The following is a 16063-nucleotide window of genomic DNA, read 5'->3' as shown; positions in this document are numbered from 1 at the left end:
CTATTTCAATAACGAACAGTCCTGATGAACAATTAATTTGTGCGTCCCCAGCTTACTTTCCATCGTAAATGAAGCCGGACAAAGGTCACAATGAAAACGCTGTTTATTATTATGAATTCTCGACCTGTGACCATTTAACGTGCCTGCATTTTTGAATGTTTTATTGCACAGTTCACAAATGTATTTCCTTTCCGGATTATGTTTTTTTATATGCGCTGCCAGTTCAAAACGCCGCTTAAAAGCCTGTCTGCAATCATCATTCTGACAAATGTGGGGTTTGTCTTCGCTATGTATGTGCATATGGCTGTTCATGTCTCGAGCATGGTAAACATGTATCCCACATTGGCTGCAAATAATGGGCGTATTGTTTTCCTGATTTTTATGTTTTGTATATAAGTATTGGGATTTAAAAACCTGTCTACAGGTTGGACACCGCTTTACGAACGCTTTTTGCGTCGGCATGGGCACAGGATCGCATGAAGGACCGGGCTTTGGTGACTCAAGTGTCACCAAAGCCGCAACCGCCACAGGCGGCGGTGGATCTAAACTGTCAGAAGTGAGATTGAGCACGGCTATGGGCGGCTGAACGCCATCCGGTACAGACTGCTGAGGAAGGTCTTTAGCTTTATTGATCCTTAGATCGAGTGGCTCTTCATTAGCCATCCTGCCATCCAGATCTCGCAGCGTAACGGGATTGTTACCCACCATGCAAAACAGATTCAACCCGTCCACAGTGCCTGCCGGATCGCTGTTCAGCCAGCGCATTGCCCACGGCACATAATAGCGCCAGTTATAAAAAATCAGCCCGGTGGCATCGCGTTCTTTATTCACATAACGGCGGAATTTCAGTGTGGCTCCGCTCTGCATGCCGGTTAGCCAACTGGCGGTGCCGCCAAACGGATACCAGGTTTCGCGGCTGACCAACACACCCTGTTCATCCACCACGCTGCTCAGGCTGCCGAGCCTGTCGGCGAGGTTAAAATGCGTTATCTTCTGACTGTCCTCCAGCCAGATATGGCTGCTCCCTGCTTTAATCATCAGCAAATGCTGTTGTTCGCCGGTGCGCAATTCTACGCCCGGCAGATAACGTACCTGTTGCTGATAGCTCGCGTGGTGGTACTTGGCCTGACGTTCGCCGGGGGCCGCGTAACGATAAAACTCATGAGGTTGTGACATACATTTTCTCCGGGAGTGAAAGGCGAAATGTACTTCAGCGTGAATCTATAAAAACCTCAGCGATTTGCATTAGCCTGGGCAGAATATCAATGCCGTACCGAAGAACGGTGGCTTTTTTCATGCCTTTTATATTGCGTTAAAGTGTAACTCACCACATTACACCCATTCTCATTACAGGGACGTCGCTTTTCATTCATTCCATGAATATATCTATTATGCGCCGCTAAGGTCCTTGAGGTTTTAAATTTTTTCACACATTTCGTGCAGTTAAATTCTCCGGTTTCAGCATGAGTATGTTTATGGTGGCAAAGGTCACTCATGGAGAAAAATCGGCTGTCACATCCCTCCATTTCACAAATGTATGGCTTATCGCCAGCATGGACATTTATATGACTTTCATAGAGTTGTTTATCGGAAAATATTTTCCCACAGCCTTCATGCTTACACTCAAATCCAATATTATGCACCTGCAATAAATGTAAATTACGTTTATTGTACGAACTAAAAGATTTCGGTGGAACGCACTTACGACACCAGGATTTATTCTTTGTCTTTGAGTCGGTTGATGTGCCGGGTTGCAGTGTCTCTGGTCTGTCCTCCGTTACCGGGGCCACAGGTGGCCGGGGTATGGGATCGGAGAGTGGGATGGCCTCCGCTTGCGGCGGCTGCGATATGGCGAGCATCCTCAGGTACCGCTTAATCGGTGGTAACGACCTGTCCCCAGGATTTGTCGCCCCCAGACCGCCTCCCATACTCAAATTCAGCGGTTCATTCTCTCCCACCCTGCCATCCCGATCGCGCAGCGTAAGTGGATTATTACTCACCATGCAAAACAGGTTTAATCCGTCAATGGTGCCCGCTGGGTCGCAGTTCAGCCAGCGCATTTTCCACGGCACATAACAGCGCCAGCCGAAATATATCAACCCGGTGGCATCACGTTCTTTACCTGCATAACGCTGGAATTTTAGCGCCGCGCCAGCCTGCGCACCGGTTAACCAACTGGCAGTGCCACCGAACGGATACCAGATTTCACGGCTGACCAGCATGCCCTCTTCATCCACTATGCCGCTCAGACTAGCGAGCCTGTCAGCGAGGTTAAAGTGCATAATTTGCTCACTGACAGTCTGATAGATATGACTATTCCCGACAACGACCACCCGCAGACGCTGTTGCGCGCCGCTGCGCAGCTCCACGCCTGGCAGGTAACGCACCTGCTGCCGGGTGCCGTGATGGTACTTAAGCTGGCGCTCGCCGGGAGCAGCGTAACGGTAAAACTCATGGGATTGTGACATACATTTTCTCCTGTATTAAAAAGGGAGAATCTATGTCACCGGCAATCTATAAAAACCTGTCACGGCGCGATTTATGGCGCAGGTTTTTCCGGCTTTGTGCTCGAAATAGCGCGATAAATCGCGCCGCTACGGACAAATGGCACGTTGCGTAAGCGCCTGTTGCACATTCGGCGCGGCGGCCAGAAGCTGGCGTGTGTACTCCTGCTGAGGCTGCCTTACCACCTGCTCGGTCGCGCCGGATTCCACAATCCTGCCGTGATACATCACAATGACACGATCGCACAATTGCTGAACCGCGCTGAGATCGTGGCTGATAAACAACACAGACAAGCCAAGCTTGTCACGCAACTCGCTGAACAAAGACAGAATTTGCCCGCGCACCGAGAGATCCAATGCGGCGACCGCCTCATCCGCCACCAGCAGTTTGGGTTCCATCGCCAACGCACGGGCAATCGCAATACGCTGACGCTGTCCACCCGAAAAGGCGCTGGGTAAGCGATCTGCATGTTCCGGTTTTAAACCCACCAGCGTCAGCAATTCATTGACTCGCGCGTTGATCGCCGCCCCGTGCCGTAGCTGCCAGACACGTAACGGCTCGGCAATCTGTTCTCCCACGGCAATCTTCGGGTTCAGACTGGCGTAGGGATCCTGGAAGATAATCTGGCTGTGGCGACGCAGGCTGCTCAACTGGCGACCTTTCAACGGTTTCCCTTCAAATAACACCTCGCCGCTGTCGGCTGCGATCAGGCCGATTGCTGCACTGCCCAGGGTGGTTTTGCCTGAGCCAGATTCACCAATCAGACCAACAATTTCTCCGGGCTGAATCTCCAGGTTGGTGGGATGCAGCACCGTCTGGCGCTTGCCCGGCATCAGCGGCAGGCGTCCCGGCGTTGAATAGCTTTTACAGATGTCGCGCAGTGTCAGCAACGGTGTCTGACGCTCACGCACCGGAGGAGTGGGGGGAAGATGTGATAAAGAAGCATTGATCAGTTTTTGGGTATAGGGATGCGCTGGCGTCCCGAGGGTGCTAAGTACATCCCCCTGTTCAACCAACTGCCCTTGTTGCATCACGCACACCCGATGCGCATAACGCGCCACCACCGAGAGATCGTGGGTGATCAACAACATGCCCATCCCCATCTCCTGCTGCAACTCCTGCAACAATGACAGGATTTGTACCTGAATGGTGACATCCAGCGCGGTGGTCGGTTCATCAGCGATCAACACATCCGGTTGCCCACTGATGGCGCTGGCAATCATCACACGCTGGCGCATGCCACCTGAAAGTTGGTGGATATACTGGCGCGCGCGCTGTGCCGGGTTGACGATACCGACGCGATCCAGCAATGCCACCGCTTCGTGCTGTGCCTGTTTCCAGCTGAATTGCCGATGACGCACCAGTACTTCGGCGATTTGCTCACCAATACGCAGCGTAGGGTTCATGCTGGTCATGGGTTCCTGAAACACCGTCGCGATACGGCAACCGCGTAACGTGGCGGTGCGCCTTGCATCCAGTTCCTCTCCCTGAAAACGGATGATACCCGAGGTTTGTTGCACGCCCGGCGGTAGCAAATTCATCAATGCCAGCGAGGTGAGTGTCTTACCGGAGCCTGACTCCCCCACCAGTGCCACAATTTCCCGCTGATCGAGATGGAACGAAACATCGTCCACCAGCAGACGTTGGTCTTCCGTTGCCAGATTGAGGTGTTCCACAGACAGGAGGCGCGTCGTTGCATTCATAAGGCTATCGGTCCGTAAAAGCGGAAAAATACAGGATATATCCTGAGAGAAAAGCTAACAAGAACGTTAGGTTATGACCCCAAAGTCATGAATATAAGCGCGTGACAGAAAAAAAGAATAAAAACGAGTAAATCGGCATTATTGTGAGGTTAATCACCGAATTGTGATGTAACAATCATTTCTGATGGTTTATACAGAGAAATTGCCCACAAATAACTTCTCTCGACAAAATAAATTATATTATTTTATATTTTTTCATCATATTGATTTAAATGATAAAAAACATAAGTTCTTGTAAAAAATCGTCGAAATTTCGCGCATTCTGTTAATTGCAGCTGTGACAGGGAATAAGTAGACTCGCGGCGGGTGCTTGAGACTTTCTGTCTTAAGCATTGCTTTCGCTGACGGCAGAAAGAGAAAAGCCCCAGGTTAATATCCATCAACCTGAGGCCCCCTTTATGCCAAGCAACATAAAGGTAGCCTCTTACCTGTCGAAAGACAAGGAGGAGTATCAATGAAACAGCAGACGGTGATCATTATCACCGCCCTTATCCTTGTGACGGCCACGGCTGTCTTGTTGGTCGTCCGGAAGGAACTCTGTGAGGTGCGATTCCGAACCGGCGTTATGGAGGTTGCTGTCTCACTGGCTTACGAATCCAGGAAGTAAGAGCAATCGCGGCGGGGTTCGCCCCGCCGTTCCGGTTGTTGCAAAGCACAGGCTCTCAGGCACCCTTCTTTCCGCATCATTCCCCTGGTGCCGCAATACCTTAACGGACGGGTACTGACCTATAATTCCCCGTGTTTTGCCCATGATGTGATAAAGATGCAAAACCGCGAAACCCATCATCATACTAAGTTGTTAACTTAATATTGTTAGCAAAAACACGATAAAGGGACTTATATGTATCCAGCCAACGGCACGGTTAGCCTTCCTTCTCCAAATACAGTTGCACGCCGGGATGATCGGACAGAAATAACACCGGGAACGTTCCAAATCGCAAACCTTAATATGGCTCAGGCCACGCTCTCATCATCTTTTGCTGGCACACAATCCATTATCACGGCATTTCAACCCACCACCGTTAACGTGCAACCTCCAGCGCAAAACTATGCGCTGGCACACTCATTAGCTGCCTCTGCGCAACCTCCTCTGCTGACTGGCTCAATACTAAGAACGCAACATCTGGTTCTCCCCCGTACAGGTGCCCTTCTGGAACAGATTTTTACGGATACAACGGCCCCCACACGTCGCAGCGATATGCCCAATATCACGCGAACCCAACGTGATGTGATTGAAAATCGAATCAACAATGCCTGGTCGCCAATCCCTACAAGACGGATAAGGCGAACGGGACGTGCGGCAGCTGTGTTGACGCCAGAGATGCAGGCAAAGAAAGATGCGGAAGAGCAGATGGTCGTTACTCTGGAGAACATCGCCAAAGCCACTTTTCCGCATTTTCGTCTGTTGCAGGACAACCTACTGAAACATGCCATGAACTTGCTTGGCGCAAATATGTCTGGCCAGGCACTATCCGAGGCAACAGTAGACGCATTTGCAACCGTGCTGCTAAGGCAGGCGCCACACAACAGTCAGCAGGAACTCAAAGAATATATTCGGCAAGTGAAGCTGGGCGAGTTGATTGGCAGGGTTATCGGCGACACATCCGATGCAGACCCGCCAGTTGCTGCCGAACCGGGCACATCAACCTCCGCTGTGCTGCCAACCACTACTACCCCCATCAAACGCAAAGTCCCCGAACACCATGATTCCCCGCCACAAATGGCTAAACTCTCTCGTCGTAAGGAAAGCATTGAGCAGGCGCTGAAACAAAAAGACGGTGAGATCGAGGAGCAGTGGGTGCATCGCTTGCTGGATCTGGGCTTACCTTACCGAATCATCCAAAAAACCACCGGATACCGTTCCGATACGTTACGCTACACCGGGCGCTTCGCGACTGTCCCTGCTGAAGCGATGGCGATAAAGAATGCACTGCTTCCTGAGAACACGTTCGAATCTTCCCGTGCGTATGCACTGGAGTTTGATAAACGTTCCCGACACCTAAACCTTTCCAACCAACAAAAATGCCGAATTCTGGATCGGACTCAACGCACCCTACAAGACTGGGGGATTATCAAGATACTGAGCAACAGAGCGCTTCTGGCTATAAACAGGACCGATGTGAGCGAGTGCATAACGCCGTTGGAAGAGGCGATGAAGTACAAGAGGGAAAACCGTTCCCTTAACTCGCGCGACCTGATCGCCCTGACCGGTGTAACTCAGACAGAGTTGGCGCAGCATCCTCTGTTCTGGAAGTTATCAGAGGAGGGTGTGAAGGCCTTTCAAAAAGAAAAACGGCGACGCGAACACGGCCCCAATGGTGAGAAACCTGAAACAGAGAAAGAGTTCGCCATCCGCCTGTTCCAGACTTATAACCTCGATCCAACTATGCCGGATTTGACGCTTACTGATATCTCACTGCTTAGCCGCGTGAGCTTATCCACCATCAGAGGCCTGTGGCAACTTAAAAAGCCTACCGATGATACCGAAGCACTGAAAATACTTTATCCGCAGGAAGGGCGGCATCCACTGGATTGGGCTTTACACATACGTCATCAGGACTACAGCATAACCCTCGAACAATTAAGTACCATTGCGCAGCTGGACACCTGGACAATCTCCTCAGATCAGGACTATCTCGAATGGACCCCTGAAGCCCGTGAGGCAGAAAAAAACGTCCCACGCGATGGTCGGGATGATTACCAGTACTCACTGTATCTCCATTTAGTCCGTCCCGATCTCTCTGCCGCAGAAATTTCCCGTGTAACCGGTTATCGGGTTACTTCAATGCGCACAGATAAAAATGACCGTGGCGATTTTGCTGCGCTGTTTGGCAATAAATTTGCGCCGAAGTATACGAAAGCGGTCGTAAGACGCGCCAAAAAACGACGTGCTGGATCAACCAGTACGGTTGTCAGTTCTGTCATCAACACCGCCACGGCCTCCAGAAGATCGACGACCATTGCGGTTAACAGACGTTTATCTGCTGCGCACAGCCACGCAACCTCGCCCACAACACCAACCGCTTTCGTGGCTTCCCCTGTTACATCCCGTATGGAGGAATGGTATGAACCATCAGGTTTTGAACAGCCATCGCTTGTCCCTGTGGGCGACGTTGTTTTTCCCCCGCCAGCGATGACCAACCCTCCTCCCCTGATACCGTTCGCCCAGCCGCAGCCGGAAGCCCTATCACCACCGCCTGCGTTGGCAACACCCGATCCCAGGGATATTCCCATGACTTCGCCGCAGATTATTGTTCACGCTCCCGAACCCATACAGCACCTCCAGATGCCCTCCTCTGCCCTATCATCGCTACCCGCATTGGTGACACCTTATCCCGAGGATATTCGCATGACGCCACCCTCCATACGTGCTTCAGCATCGCGCCGGGATGACTGGCTTAATGATTTGCCCTCACTCCCCTCCGACCTGACCCAACTCTATGTCGGCGCTGATCCGATGGAGTTGCCACAGCTCGAGCCAGACATGGTGATCGATGAAACACCCTGGTTTCCTTCGGAAAACGATGTGATCCTGCTGGCAGAAGGGACACTGCGCCAGCCAGGAGGCATTCATAAGCAACACGTTGAATGGGTGCTCCGCATGCTGGTTGCCAGCGTTGAATTTCCAAATGATGTGGTGTTGGACATTACAGACCGGCGATACGGTGTAGAAAATAATATGAAACTGCGCAAACCGAACACTGCTCCCACAGCTAATGACAAGGTGATTTCGCTGGTAGCAAATCAGGATATGCATATCGGGAATTTTACCGCCCCCTGGTGGGAACTGAACCGCCAGGATAGGCAAAATAGTCACGTCCCTGCCAATAGTGACTCGTTATTTATCAGCATCAGTCAGGGGCTGGCGGAATATGGTCTTACAACATTCCTGGTAGAAACGCTCCATCATATGGTCGCTGATGAATTAGCGTGTAAGCCCAGAGTATGGTTGGCGAATATGGACATGGATCTCTTACGGCAGCATCTGGAAACCGTCAGAAGTAATTTATCCCGTGAAAAGTATATACAACTGTTTGGAGAGTCGCCTTAATTCCCCCGGACTTTGTTGTCACAGCGCGATTTATCGCGCTGTTTTGCACAGTCGTGATAACGTGCAGCGCTACTCTGATAAAGCTGATTTCAGCGATAAATCACTCTAATATCAAACTGACACGCAACGCTCAGAGGTAAAATCCTTTCCGAAAAAAAGATCATATTTATCTCCACGACAACATCAGCGCCTCACATATCTACCTTTTAAAAAGGGATTCAATATGAAATCCAGGATGCTTCGCTCACCACTCTCTTCCGGTTTTATCTACAGCACCTTAGCGTTAGCCTCACTTACCTGGTTAGGTGAAGCTCAAGCGGTAATAGAAGGCAATCTGCTTCCTTATAAAGAGAAGTGGGAAATTACCACATCTGACCATGAACGAATTTCCCGCCAATTTAGCACCCGTACCGGGGTTGATTATATTCTCAATCACTACAGTAAAGTTGTTTATAAAGTCTCACGCAATTCACCAGTGCAAGAGATAACAGTTCCTGTTGAGACGGGATCCAAAAGAACCCTTAGAGCCGATAAAGCGACATTGGGTTACGATGATAAACTCTATCTGCCAAACTCGACCTATGCCCCTTATTCTCAGGATGCGCTGGAACAGATGAAGTCGCTGGAGATTTTCCGCCTGACACCAGCGGGAGATCAACTGGAGTTATTACGCGAGTCCGACTGTCAGAATCCGGGATTAAGTGATTGCCAATTTACCGTTCCGTTGCTGGTGTCGGAGAAGAACGGCGCCATTTATAGTATCAGAAGGGATGGAAATCACTCCTGGCTCGCGCAAACCGCACTGGATGGCGGTAACAAAAGTTGGCCCGAAATCCAATTTGACACTGTCGTGACGGGCCAGGTCATCAGTGCAGATGACCACCAACTCTATCTGCAAAGCAATTCACATTTCTATATTGTTGATCTGGATAGCGGAAGCATTACCGCTCAGGGTGAATTGCCCCCCTCACTGGCAGGAACCCCGTCAGCAACACCCCTTTCTCTTAGGAGCGACAACGGGAGCACCGCATTTGGCGCGACGGGCAACCAATTATTCAGGCTGAATCTTTTTAATGGCACATCCCCGTTTGAACTGGCGTGGGTCAAAGAAATAGCCGAAATTCAGGACATCGCTCTGCCGCCAAAGCGGGATGTAATTTATGCCTGGGATGCTAAAGGTGAATTACGCTGGGTAACCAAAACAGAAGGGAATACCTTAAAAAAACGCGACATGAGTGACACAATCAGAAAAATGCAATTCGATCCTGTGAGCGGTTGGGCGTATGTGATGTATCGTAAACTGCCTGGTGCCCAACTGACCGTTTCACTGTTATCACCCAGTGGAGCAATTCACGATGCTGTATTCAGATTCAGTGCTGATTATGCCTCACTGATGGATTCAGACATTAATTTAAAAAATAATATTTTATCCATCGCTGTCGAAAGCAAAGTCTATTACTTCGATTTAAGCGGTGTGATGGATTATACGGACAGTGGTAACAATCTGGCAGGGTATGCTTTACCTGGCACCACCACCAGGTTTAGTTGGGAGACCGGCGAAGATTGTAGCCTGTGGTGTCCACAAGAAACAGGCACCGTGACTATTGATAACGCCAATACGACCTTGCTGAATCAATACCACTGGCCATTGATCCTGGCAGGAAATGTTAATAAAAATAGTGATCTTATTCGCATTGGGGAAATGGATGAGGACGGTATTATTCGACCAATGGCGAGCGAGTATCGCAACAAAATATGGATATTAGATTTCTATAAGCAATACCAATATATTCTGGCTAACAAGGTGACACCACAACCTGAAATAGTCTCCTCATGGAAACTGAATCCTCTACAGCCCGGTATCACGGCGGAGCGTAATCTGGCGATCGGCAGCAAAATTGAACTCAGCGTGACCCTACCCAACGGCAGCAAACGCCCGCTGCCTAACTTTACAGTTTCGCGCAGTAGCAAATACTTCTGGCCCGCCGATCTCGCCCGATTTATCAATCGCCAGGCGAGTCAACTTGATCTGCCCATCGCCGCAGGTGAAAGGTTGAGTGACGATGCGCTGACATTTCCCTCCAGCCATTATCGCAATATGTTATGGGTTCCAGCTAATGAGAGTTATACGCTGCAATATAGCATAAAACCGTAACCCTTATTTGATCCCGCTGTTCGACTTTTCAGCTGGAACAAATATTTCCTCGCATAAACTAAAAATAATGGAACTTATTTATTATGAAAACCAGGATTTTCCACACACCAACAAGTTTGCTTTACAGCACTTTATTGCTTTCTTCCCTCACCCTCGGTTCAAACGCATGGGCTTTCGTCACCGCTGAACCACCGCATTATAAAGACAAATAGGAGGCATTCACTTCTGACAAGGACCGAATCTCCAGAATTTTTATCACGCCACAAGGAACAAATTACATCCTTAATGAGGTCAGTGATAGCCTGTACAAAACTTCGCGTCACAATCCGGTAGAGAAAGTAACGCTGACAAGCGCAGAAGGATATCGCCATCATATCCAGTCCCGTTCATCCACGTTAGGTTTCGATACCAATATGTACCTGGCGAATCAATACGGCAAGCAACCTTCGATTTCAGCTCCAGCCAGATGGTACTTATGAAGATCTGGAAATTTATCGTCTCTCTCCACAAGGTGAACAACCGGAGTTATTGTTAAGAACCGAATGCCAGAATAAATCTATCACCCAATGTGGGTTTACCACGCCTTTACGCGTTTCTGAAAAAAATAACGCGGTATATGGCACCAGAAAGGATGGTAACCGTTCCTGGCTGACGCAAACGTCCCTTGATGGCAGCAGCAAGAACTGGCATGAAATCCGCTTTGACAGTATCGTGCTGGCTCAGGTAATCAGCAGTGATGAGCGCCAACTCTATCTGCAAAGCGACACGCATTTCTACGTGGTGGACTTAACCAGCGGTACCATTATCAGTGAGGATGTATTGCCGCCTGCGCTGGCAGATGGAACCTTGCAAAAAACGCTTACCCTCACCTCGGATGACGGTAAAACTGTCTTTGGTGTGGCGAAGAACAAACTATTCAAACTAAATCTTTTTAACAGTACTTCGCCATTTGAGCTGGCATGGGTGAAAGAGATGAGTGCGGCTCAGGACCTGGCCCTACCACCCGGACGGGATATTTTCTATGCCTGGGATGAGAATGGCACCCTGAATTGGGTGACTAAATCTGAAGGTAAGACGATTAAACAGATTCGCCTGGATGCGGGTATTAAAAAAATCCTCTTTGATGCGGCCAGCGGCTGGGCATACGTACTGGACCAACCATTTTTGGCAAAGGAGCTACGCGTATTTTTGTTGCCGCCCAACGGAGCGCTAAACCATGTACTGTTTTCCTTTCACCATGATTACAACCGGCTGGAAGACGCTGATATTTCCGTACAAGACCGCGTATTATCTATTGGGGTCGAAGGAAAAGTATTCCATTACGATCTCTCCTATATGATGGATTATTCTGACACCGGTAAAACACTCTCTGGATACACTTTACCTGGGTCAACAACCACATTTGGCTGGGGAACCGGAAAAGCCTGTGATCACTGCCCTCCTCGTGAGACAGGAGAAATCACGATTGATAACGCCAATACCACCATGCTGAATCAATATCACTGGCCATTAGCCCTTGCGGAACATGTGAATAAAAACAGCGATTTGTTACGCATTGGCGAAAAAGATGAGAATGGCGTGATTCGCCCACTGGCAAGTGTATATCGTAATAAGATTTGGGTTTTTAACCGCTATAAAGACGAAGGCTTTAACCTGGAGCAACAGGTCACACCCCAGCCGGAGATCGTCTCTGCGTGGAAACTGAATGCAGCACAACCCGGTATTACGGCAGAGCGTGATTTGGCACCCGGAACCGAAATTGACGTGACGGTAACGCAACCGGATGGGAGCAAACGTCCACTGCCGGTGTTTAAAGTCACACGGGGCAGCCAGTATTTATGGCCAGCCGATCTGGCGCGGTTTATCAATCAGCAGGCTAACCTGTTGAATCTGCCGATTGCTGCCGGTGAAAGGTTGCATGGTGATGAACTGAGCTTCCCTGCCAGCTATTACCGCAATATGCTGTGGGTACCGGCCAATACGGATTATACCGTGCAATATCGCGTGAAGCCGTAGTGATCCGCCCTCTCCCTGACCTGTCGTCAGGGAGAGGAGACGGAGATCAATCAGAGATTTTTATATCTGTTATCCCTTCTTCTTTAAGCACATCGGCAATTTGGTGCGCTTTCGCCTCGTCAATGTTCTCAATTTTGCCACTATCTACAGCATGCTTAGTGACTGCCATATCCCAGCCGAGAATTTCTCGCACTTTTTTTATCACCACAACAGGAAATTTATTGGACGTGATGTCCCATGTGACGGTTGCCATTGTTTCGTTCTCCTTGAAGGTTGATGCGACTTTCGCTTAACAACAGAAAGCCGCATCAGTTTACTCTTCCTCGATTCTCACTTTATCCCCCGCCGCATCCTCAATGGCTTTTCTCAGCCTTTCAGCCGTCACATCATCTAACTGACCAATCTCACCTGGTTCAGCTGCATGTTGCGCATCGAGTAATTCCCAACCTTCTGCCGCCATCACGGAAAGGATCGCTTTAGTTACCCCTGCTGGATTTGGACGGGCGCTAAATGTTACTTTTTTCATTTTACATACCCTTATCAGAGATTCTGGTTCACCCAGAATTTACCCAACGCCTGGCTGACAAAAACGTGAAGTGAGGCAAAGTGAACACCAGATTGCGACAAATGCTGAGCGCACAAGGACCAGGCTAAATCATGCGTGCCAATATGATCGAATTTATCCAGATCTTTACCCAGGTGGTGGAGCTGGGCAGCTTCACCAAAGCGGCCGATGTCCTGCAATTACACCGGCCTACGGTGAGTAAAGCGATTCAGCAGTTGGAAGCTGAACTTGGGGTAAAGCTGTTACATCGTACCACCCGTAAACTCAACGTCACCGACGAAGGTGATGCGTTCTATCAGCGCGCCAAACTGCTGCTGACCGATGTGGACGATATGATGTCCAGTTTCTCTGCCACTCAACCACCTCGTGGTCGACTCCGGCTGGATGTCCCGCTCGCGCTGGCCCACACGCTGCTCATCCCCCATCTGCCGAACTTCATCAGCCGCTACCCTGAGATTGAGGTGGTACTGGGATCGTCAGACAAAAGGAGTGACTTGATCGCCGAAGGCGTCGATTGTGTGATTCGCCTTGGCGAACTACAGGATTCCAGTTTTATCGCCAGACGACTGGGTGAGATCAAGATGGTGACCTGTGCCGCGCCGGCTTACCTGCAACAGCACGGACATCCACACACACTTGATGATCTGGCACAACATCAGGCGGTGAATTTCTTCAGCGAAAATAGCCGCGAAGTGATGGCGTGGAGATTTATCGTTGAGGGTGAAGAAGTCGCGTATCGCCCCACCAGCAACCTGTTGGTAGACAACTCGGATATTTTGCTGTCGTGCGCGCTGGCGGGGTTAGGAGTCATTCAGGCCAGTTGTATCGCGCTTACTCCGCATATCGCATCAGGGGCGTTAAAGGTCGTACTGCCGCATTATCCTTCCGTTGCTAAACCGGTGTCGATTATGTACCCGGACAAACGCCATCTTGCCCCTAAAGTGCGCGTCTTCATCGACTGGTTCAGTGAACTGTTCACCCAACAACGCGGATTGTTACCAGACCAATAATACTGAAGTTCCCGAATAGCCATTTTTGCCGCGTCAGTCACCCCGTAGAGTAATTGGCTACGCCACTTAAATACGAGGTCTGAAAATGTCTAAAGTTGTCAGGTTTAACCGCACCGGGGGACCGGAGGTGCTGGAAATCGTTAATGAGCAGGTCCCCGCTCCCGCTGCTGGTGAGGTGCAAATTCGTGTTCATGCGATTGGGCTGAACCGCGCCGAGATCATGTATCGCAACGGTCAGTACGTTATTGACCCGGTGTTCCCGGCCCGCCTTGGCTATGAAGCCGCGGGTGTGGTTACGACTACTGGTGACAACGTCACGGAATTTCACCCAGGTGATGCCGTCAGCGTCATACCTTCTTTCATGTTCAACGAATATGGTATGTATGGCGAGGTCGTTAATGCCCCGGTTCATGCCCTGGTAAAACACCCGGAGAATCTCTCTTTTGCCATCGCAGCGGCCTGTTGGATGATGTATGTCACTGCCTATGGTGCGCTGGTGGAATTCGGTAATGTGCAGGCGGGCCAGAACGTCATTATTCGTGCGGCATCCAGCAGCGTCGGGCTGGCAGCAATCCAGATTTGCAACATGCTAGGAGCGAAACCGATCGCCCTGACCCGTACCAGCGATAAACGAGAGATGTTGCTAAAGGCAGGTGCGGCGGCGGTGATCGCTACCGCCGAGCAGGATATGGTAGCGGAACTCCAGCAGGCCACCGCAGGACAGGGGGCGCACATCGTTTTCGATCCTGTCGGTGGCCCGGATGTGGCAAAACTGACTCAGGTGATGGCACCCCAGGGGATGTTTTTCCAGTATGGCGCACTCGACAGTCGCGATATGGTTGTCCCGGTATTTGATATTCTCGGTAAACACCTCACGCTGCGCGGCTATGAATTGTTTGAAATCACGACTGATGCAGAAAGACTGGCGCGTGCAAAATCCTTCGTGCTTGAGGGGTTACGTAGCGGCAAGCTACAACCGTTGATCGATAAAACCTTCAGTCTCGATGAGATTGCAGAAGCCCATCGCTATATGGAAGCGAACGGCCAGGTGGGCAAGATTGTTGTGACTATCTGAAAAACACTGAAATCAGGGAGTACCGAATGAATATGCAACCGAACTGGCAGGCACCGGCAATTAATCGTAAACAAGTCGGCGATATGCTCGTCACCATGCTGAGTGATGGCTATCTCGATGTTTCCTTTGAGTTGCTATCAGGCATTGATGGCTCAAAAGCCGAGGCGTTACTCCAGCGACGCGGTGTACCGGTCGCCCCGCGCATCAACATCAACGTGTATGTGGTTCAGACCGCGCAGCGTACCATCCTGATCGACAGCGGTGCTGGCGGAATTAAAGGCTGGGGCGGCAGATTGCCGGTGGCGCTGGCGGCAGCAGGGATCGACCCACTCCAGATTGACACCATTTTGCTGACCCATGCACATCCTGATCATATTGGCGGGCTCGCGGCGCCTTTGCAGACGCCGCTATTTCGGAATGTGCAGCAGCTGTTTGTGCATGAAAAGGAGTTAGCGTTCTGGCGTGATGAAACCATTGCGGCCAGCGCCCCGGATGGGTTTCGTCCCTATTTTGAGCTGGCGCGTAATGCGTTTGGCGCTTACGACCAACAGTTGGTGCCTTTCCGCGAGGAAGCGATTTTACCGGGCATTCAGACCGTACCGCTGTTTGGGCATACACCGGGACACAGCGGCTATCTGCTCGGCGATGAGAAAGCATCATTGTTGATTTGGGGTGATATTGTGCATTTCCCGCATATCCAGGTAACACAACCTGAGGTCACCATCGCGTTTGACAGCGATCCCGCCGCTGCCGCGCAGGTTCGCAGCCAACTGCTGGATCGCGCCGCCAGTGACAACCTTGCCGTCAGCGGAATGCATTTTAACTTGCCAACTACCGGTAAGGTGGTACGCGAGGGCAATAGCTTCGCACTCAACTATGACCTCTGGTCACCGGTGATTTAAATAATGGGTGGCGCGATAAAT

Annotated in this window: 12 protein-coding genes; 7 read left to right on the top strand and 5 right to left on the bottom strand. The window is 50.4% G+C overall.

All coding sequences use genetic code 11. The features are described 5' to 3' along the window. The 3 genes from L579_RS16885 to L579_RS16875 form a co-directional block, all read right to left on the bottom strand. Positions 1-1176: an RHS repeat domain-containing protein gene (locus tag L579_RS16885; protein WP_021185395.1), complete on the bottom strand. Its 1176-nt coding sequence runs from the start codon at positions 1174-1176 to the stop codon at positions 1-3. An 86-nt stretch (positions 1177-1262) separates the two neighbouring features. Further along, positions 1263-2468 carry an RHS repeat-associated core domain-containing protein gene (locus tag L579_RS16880; protein WP_021185394.1) on the bottom strand — a complete coding sequence of 402 codons (1206 nt, stop codon included), beginning with the start codon at positions 2466-2468 and terminating at the stop codon, positions 1263-1265. Between the two features lie 126 nt (positions 2469-2594). Next, a complete protein-coding gene (locus tag L579_RS16875; RefSeq protein ID WP_036627071.1) occupies positions 2595-4208 on the bottom strand; it encodes a dipeptide ABC transporter ATP-binding protein in 1614 nt (537 codons plus the stop codon). Positions 4209-4722: 514 nt separating this feature from the next. Between L579_RS16875 and L579_RS16870 the strand changes: the two genes are divergently transcribed. From L579_RS16870 to L579_RS16855, 4 genes are all read left to right on the top strand, one after another. Beyond that, positions 4723-4875 (top strand): Hok/Gef family protein, encoded by a 153-nt coding sequence (locus tag L579_RS16870; protein WP_036627069.1) that lies wholly within the window; start codon positions 4723-4725, stop codon positions 4873-4875. 234 nt (positions 4876-5109) lie between these two features. Beyond that, positions 5110-8319, top strand: a complete 3210-nt coding sequence (locus L579_RS16865) for a hypothetical protein (RefSeq protein ID WP_021185391.1) — start codon at positions 5110-5112, stop codon at positions 8317-8319. Between the two features lie 223 nt (positions 8320-8542). Continuing rightward, a complete protein-coding gene (locus L579_RS16860; RefSeq protein ID WP_021185390.1) occupies positions 8543-10474 on the top strand; it encodes a hypothetical protein in 1932 nt (643 codons plus the stop codon). Between the two features lie 528 nt (positions 10475-11002). Further along, complete coding sequence (locus L579_RS16855; protein ID WP_021185388.1) at positions 11003-12490, top strand: hypothetical protein; 1488 nt, start codon at positions 11003-11005, stop codon at positions 12488-12490. 46 nt (positions 12491-12536) lie between these two features. On the opposite strand, the gene L579_RS16850 is transcribed toward L579_RS16855, so the two are convergent. After that, on the bottom strand, positions 12537-12743 hold the full coding sequence (locus L579_RS16850) for a hypothetical protein (RefSeq protein WP_021185387.1): 207 nt from the start codon (positions 12741-12743) through the stop codon (positions 12537-12539). Positions 12744-12803: 60 nt separating this feature from the next. Beyond that, on the bottom strand, positions 12804-13016 hold the full coding sequence (locus L579_RS16845) for a hypothetical protein (RefSeq protein ID WP_036627057.1): 213 nt from the start codon (positions 13014-13016) through the stop codon (positions 12804-12806). Between the two features lie 131 nt (positions 13017-13147). On the opposite strand from L579_RS16845, the gene L579_RS16840 reads away from it, so the two are divergent. The 3 genes from L579_RS16840 to L579_RS16830 all read left to right on the top strand — a co-directional run bounded on the left by L579_RS16840 (position 13148) and on the right by L579_RS16830 (position 16042). Further along, positions 13148-14065 (top strand): LysR family transcriptional regulator, encoded by a 918-nt coding sequence (locus L579_RS16840; RefSeq protein WP_021185385.1) that lies wholly within the window; start codon positions 13148-13150, stop codon positions 14063-14065. 85 nt (positions 14066-14150) lie between these two features. After that, positions 14151-15140, top strand: a complete 990-nt coding sequence (locus tag L579_RS16835) for a zinc-dependent alcohol dehydrogenase family protein (protein ID WP_021185384.1) — start codon at positions 14151-14153, stop codon at positions 15138-15140. Between the two features lie 26 nt (positions 15141-15166). Further along, on the top strand, positions 15167-16042 hold the full coding sequence (locus L579_RS16830; protein ID WP_021185383.1) for an MBL fold metallo-hydrolase: 876 nt from the start codon (positions 15167-15169) through the stop codon (positions 16040-16042). Positions 16043-16063: the final 21 nt, after the last annotated feature.

Origin of the sequence: Pantoea sp. AS-PWVM4 (assembly GCF_000468095.1) — a bacterium.
In the GTDB taxonomy this organism is placed as follows: domain Bacteria; phylum Pseudomonadota; class Gammaproteobacteria; order Enterobacterales; family Enterobacteriaceae; genus Pantoea; species Pantoea phytobeneficialis.
The sequence above is the reverse complement of the archived record's forward strand: the minus strand, read 5'-3'. Positions and strand labels throughout refer to the sequence as shown.

Coding starts and splice junctions, on each gene's coding strand:
- L579_RS16885 (WP_021185395.1), bottom strand. CDS start 1,176: ATGTCACAACCTCATGAGTTTTATCGTTACGCGGCCCCCGGCGAACGT.
- L579_RS16880 (WP_021185394.1), bottom strand. CDS start 2,468: ATGTCACAATCCCATGAGTTTTACCGTTACGCTGCTCCCGGCGAGCGC.
- L579_RS16875 (WP_036627071.1), bottom strand. CDS start 4,208: ATGAATGCAACGACGCGCCTCCTGTCTGTGGAACACCTCAATCTGGCA.
- L579_RS16870 (WP_036627069.1), top strand. CDS start 4,723: ATGAAACAGCAGACGGTGATCATTATCACCGCCCTTATCCTTGTGACG.
- L579_RS16865 (WP_021185391.1), top strand. CDS start 5,110: ATGTATCCAGCCAACGGCACGGTTAGCCTTCCTTCTCCAAATACAGTT.
- L579_RS16860 (WP_021185390.1), top strand. CDS start 8,543: ATGAAATCCAGGATGCTTCGCTCACCACTCTCTTCCGGTTTTATCTAC.
- L579_RS16850 (WP_021185387.1), bottom strand. CDS start 12,743: ATGGCAACCGTCACATGGGACATCACGTCCAATAAATTTCCTGTTGTG.
- L579_RS16845 (WP_036627057.1), bottom strand. CDS start 13,016: ATGAAAAAAGTAACATTTAGCGCCCGTCCAAATCCAGCAGGGGTAACT.
- L579_RS16840 (WP_021185385.1), top strand. CDS start 13,148: ATGCGTGCCAATATGATCGAATTTATCCAGATCTTTACCCAGGTGGTG.
- L579_RS16835 (WP_021185384.1), top strand. CDS start 14,151: ATGTCTAAAGTTGTCAGGTTTAACCGCACCGGGGGACCGGAGGTGCTG.
- L579_RS16830 (WP_021185383.1), top strand. CDS start 15,167: ATGAATATGCAACCGAACTGGCAGGCACCGGCAATTAATCGTAAACAA.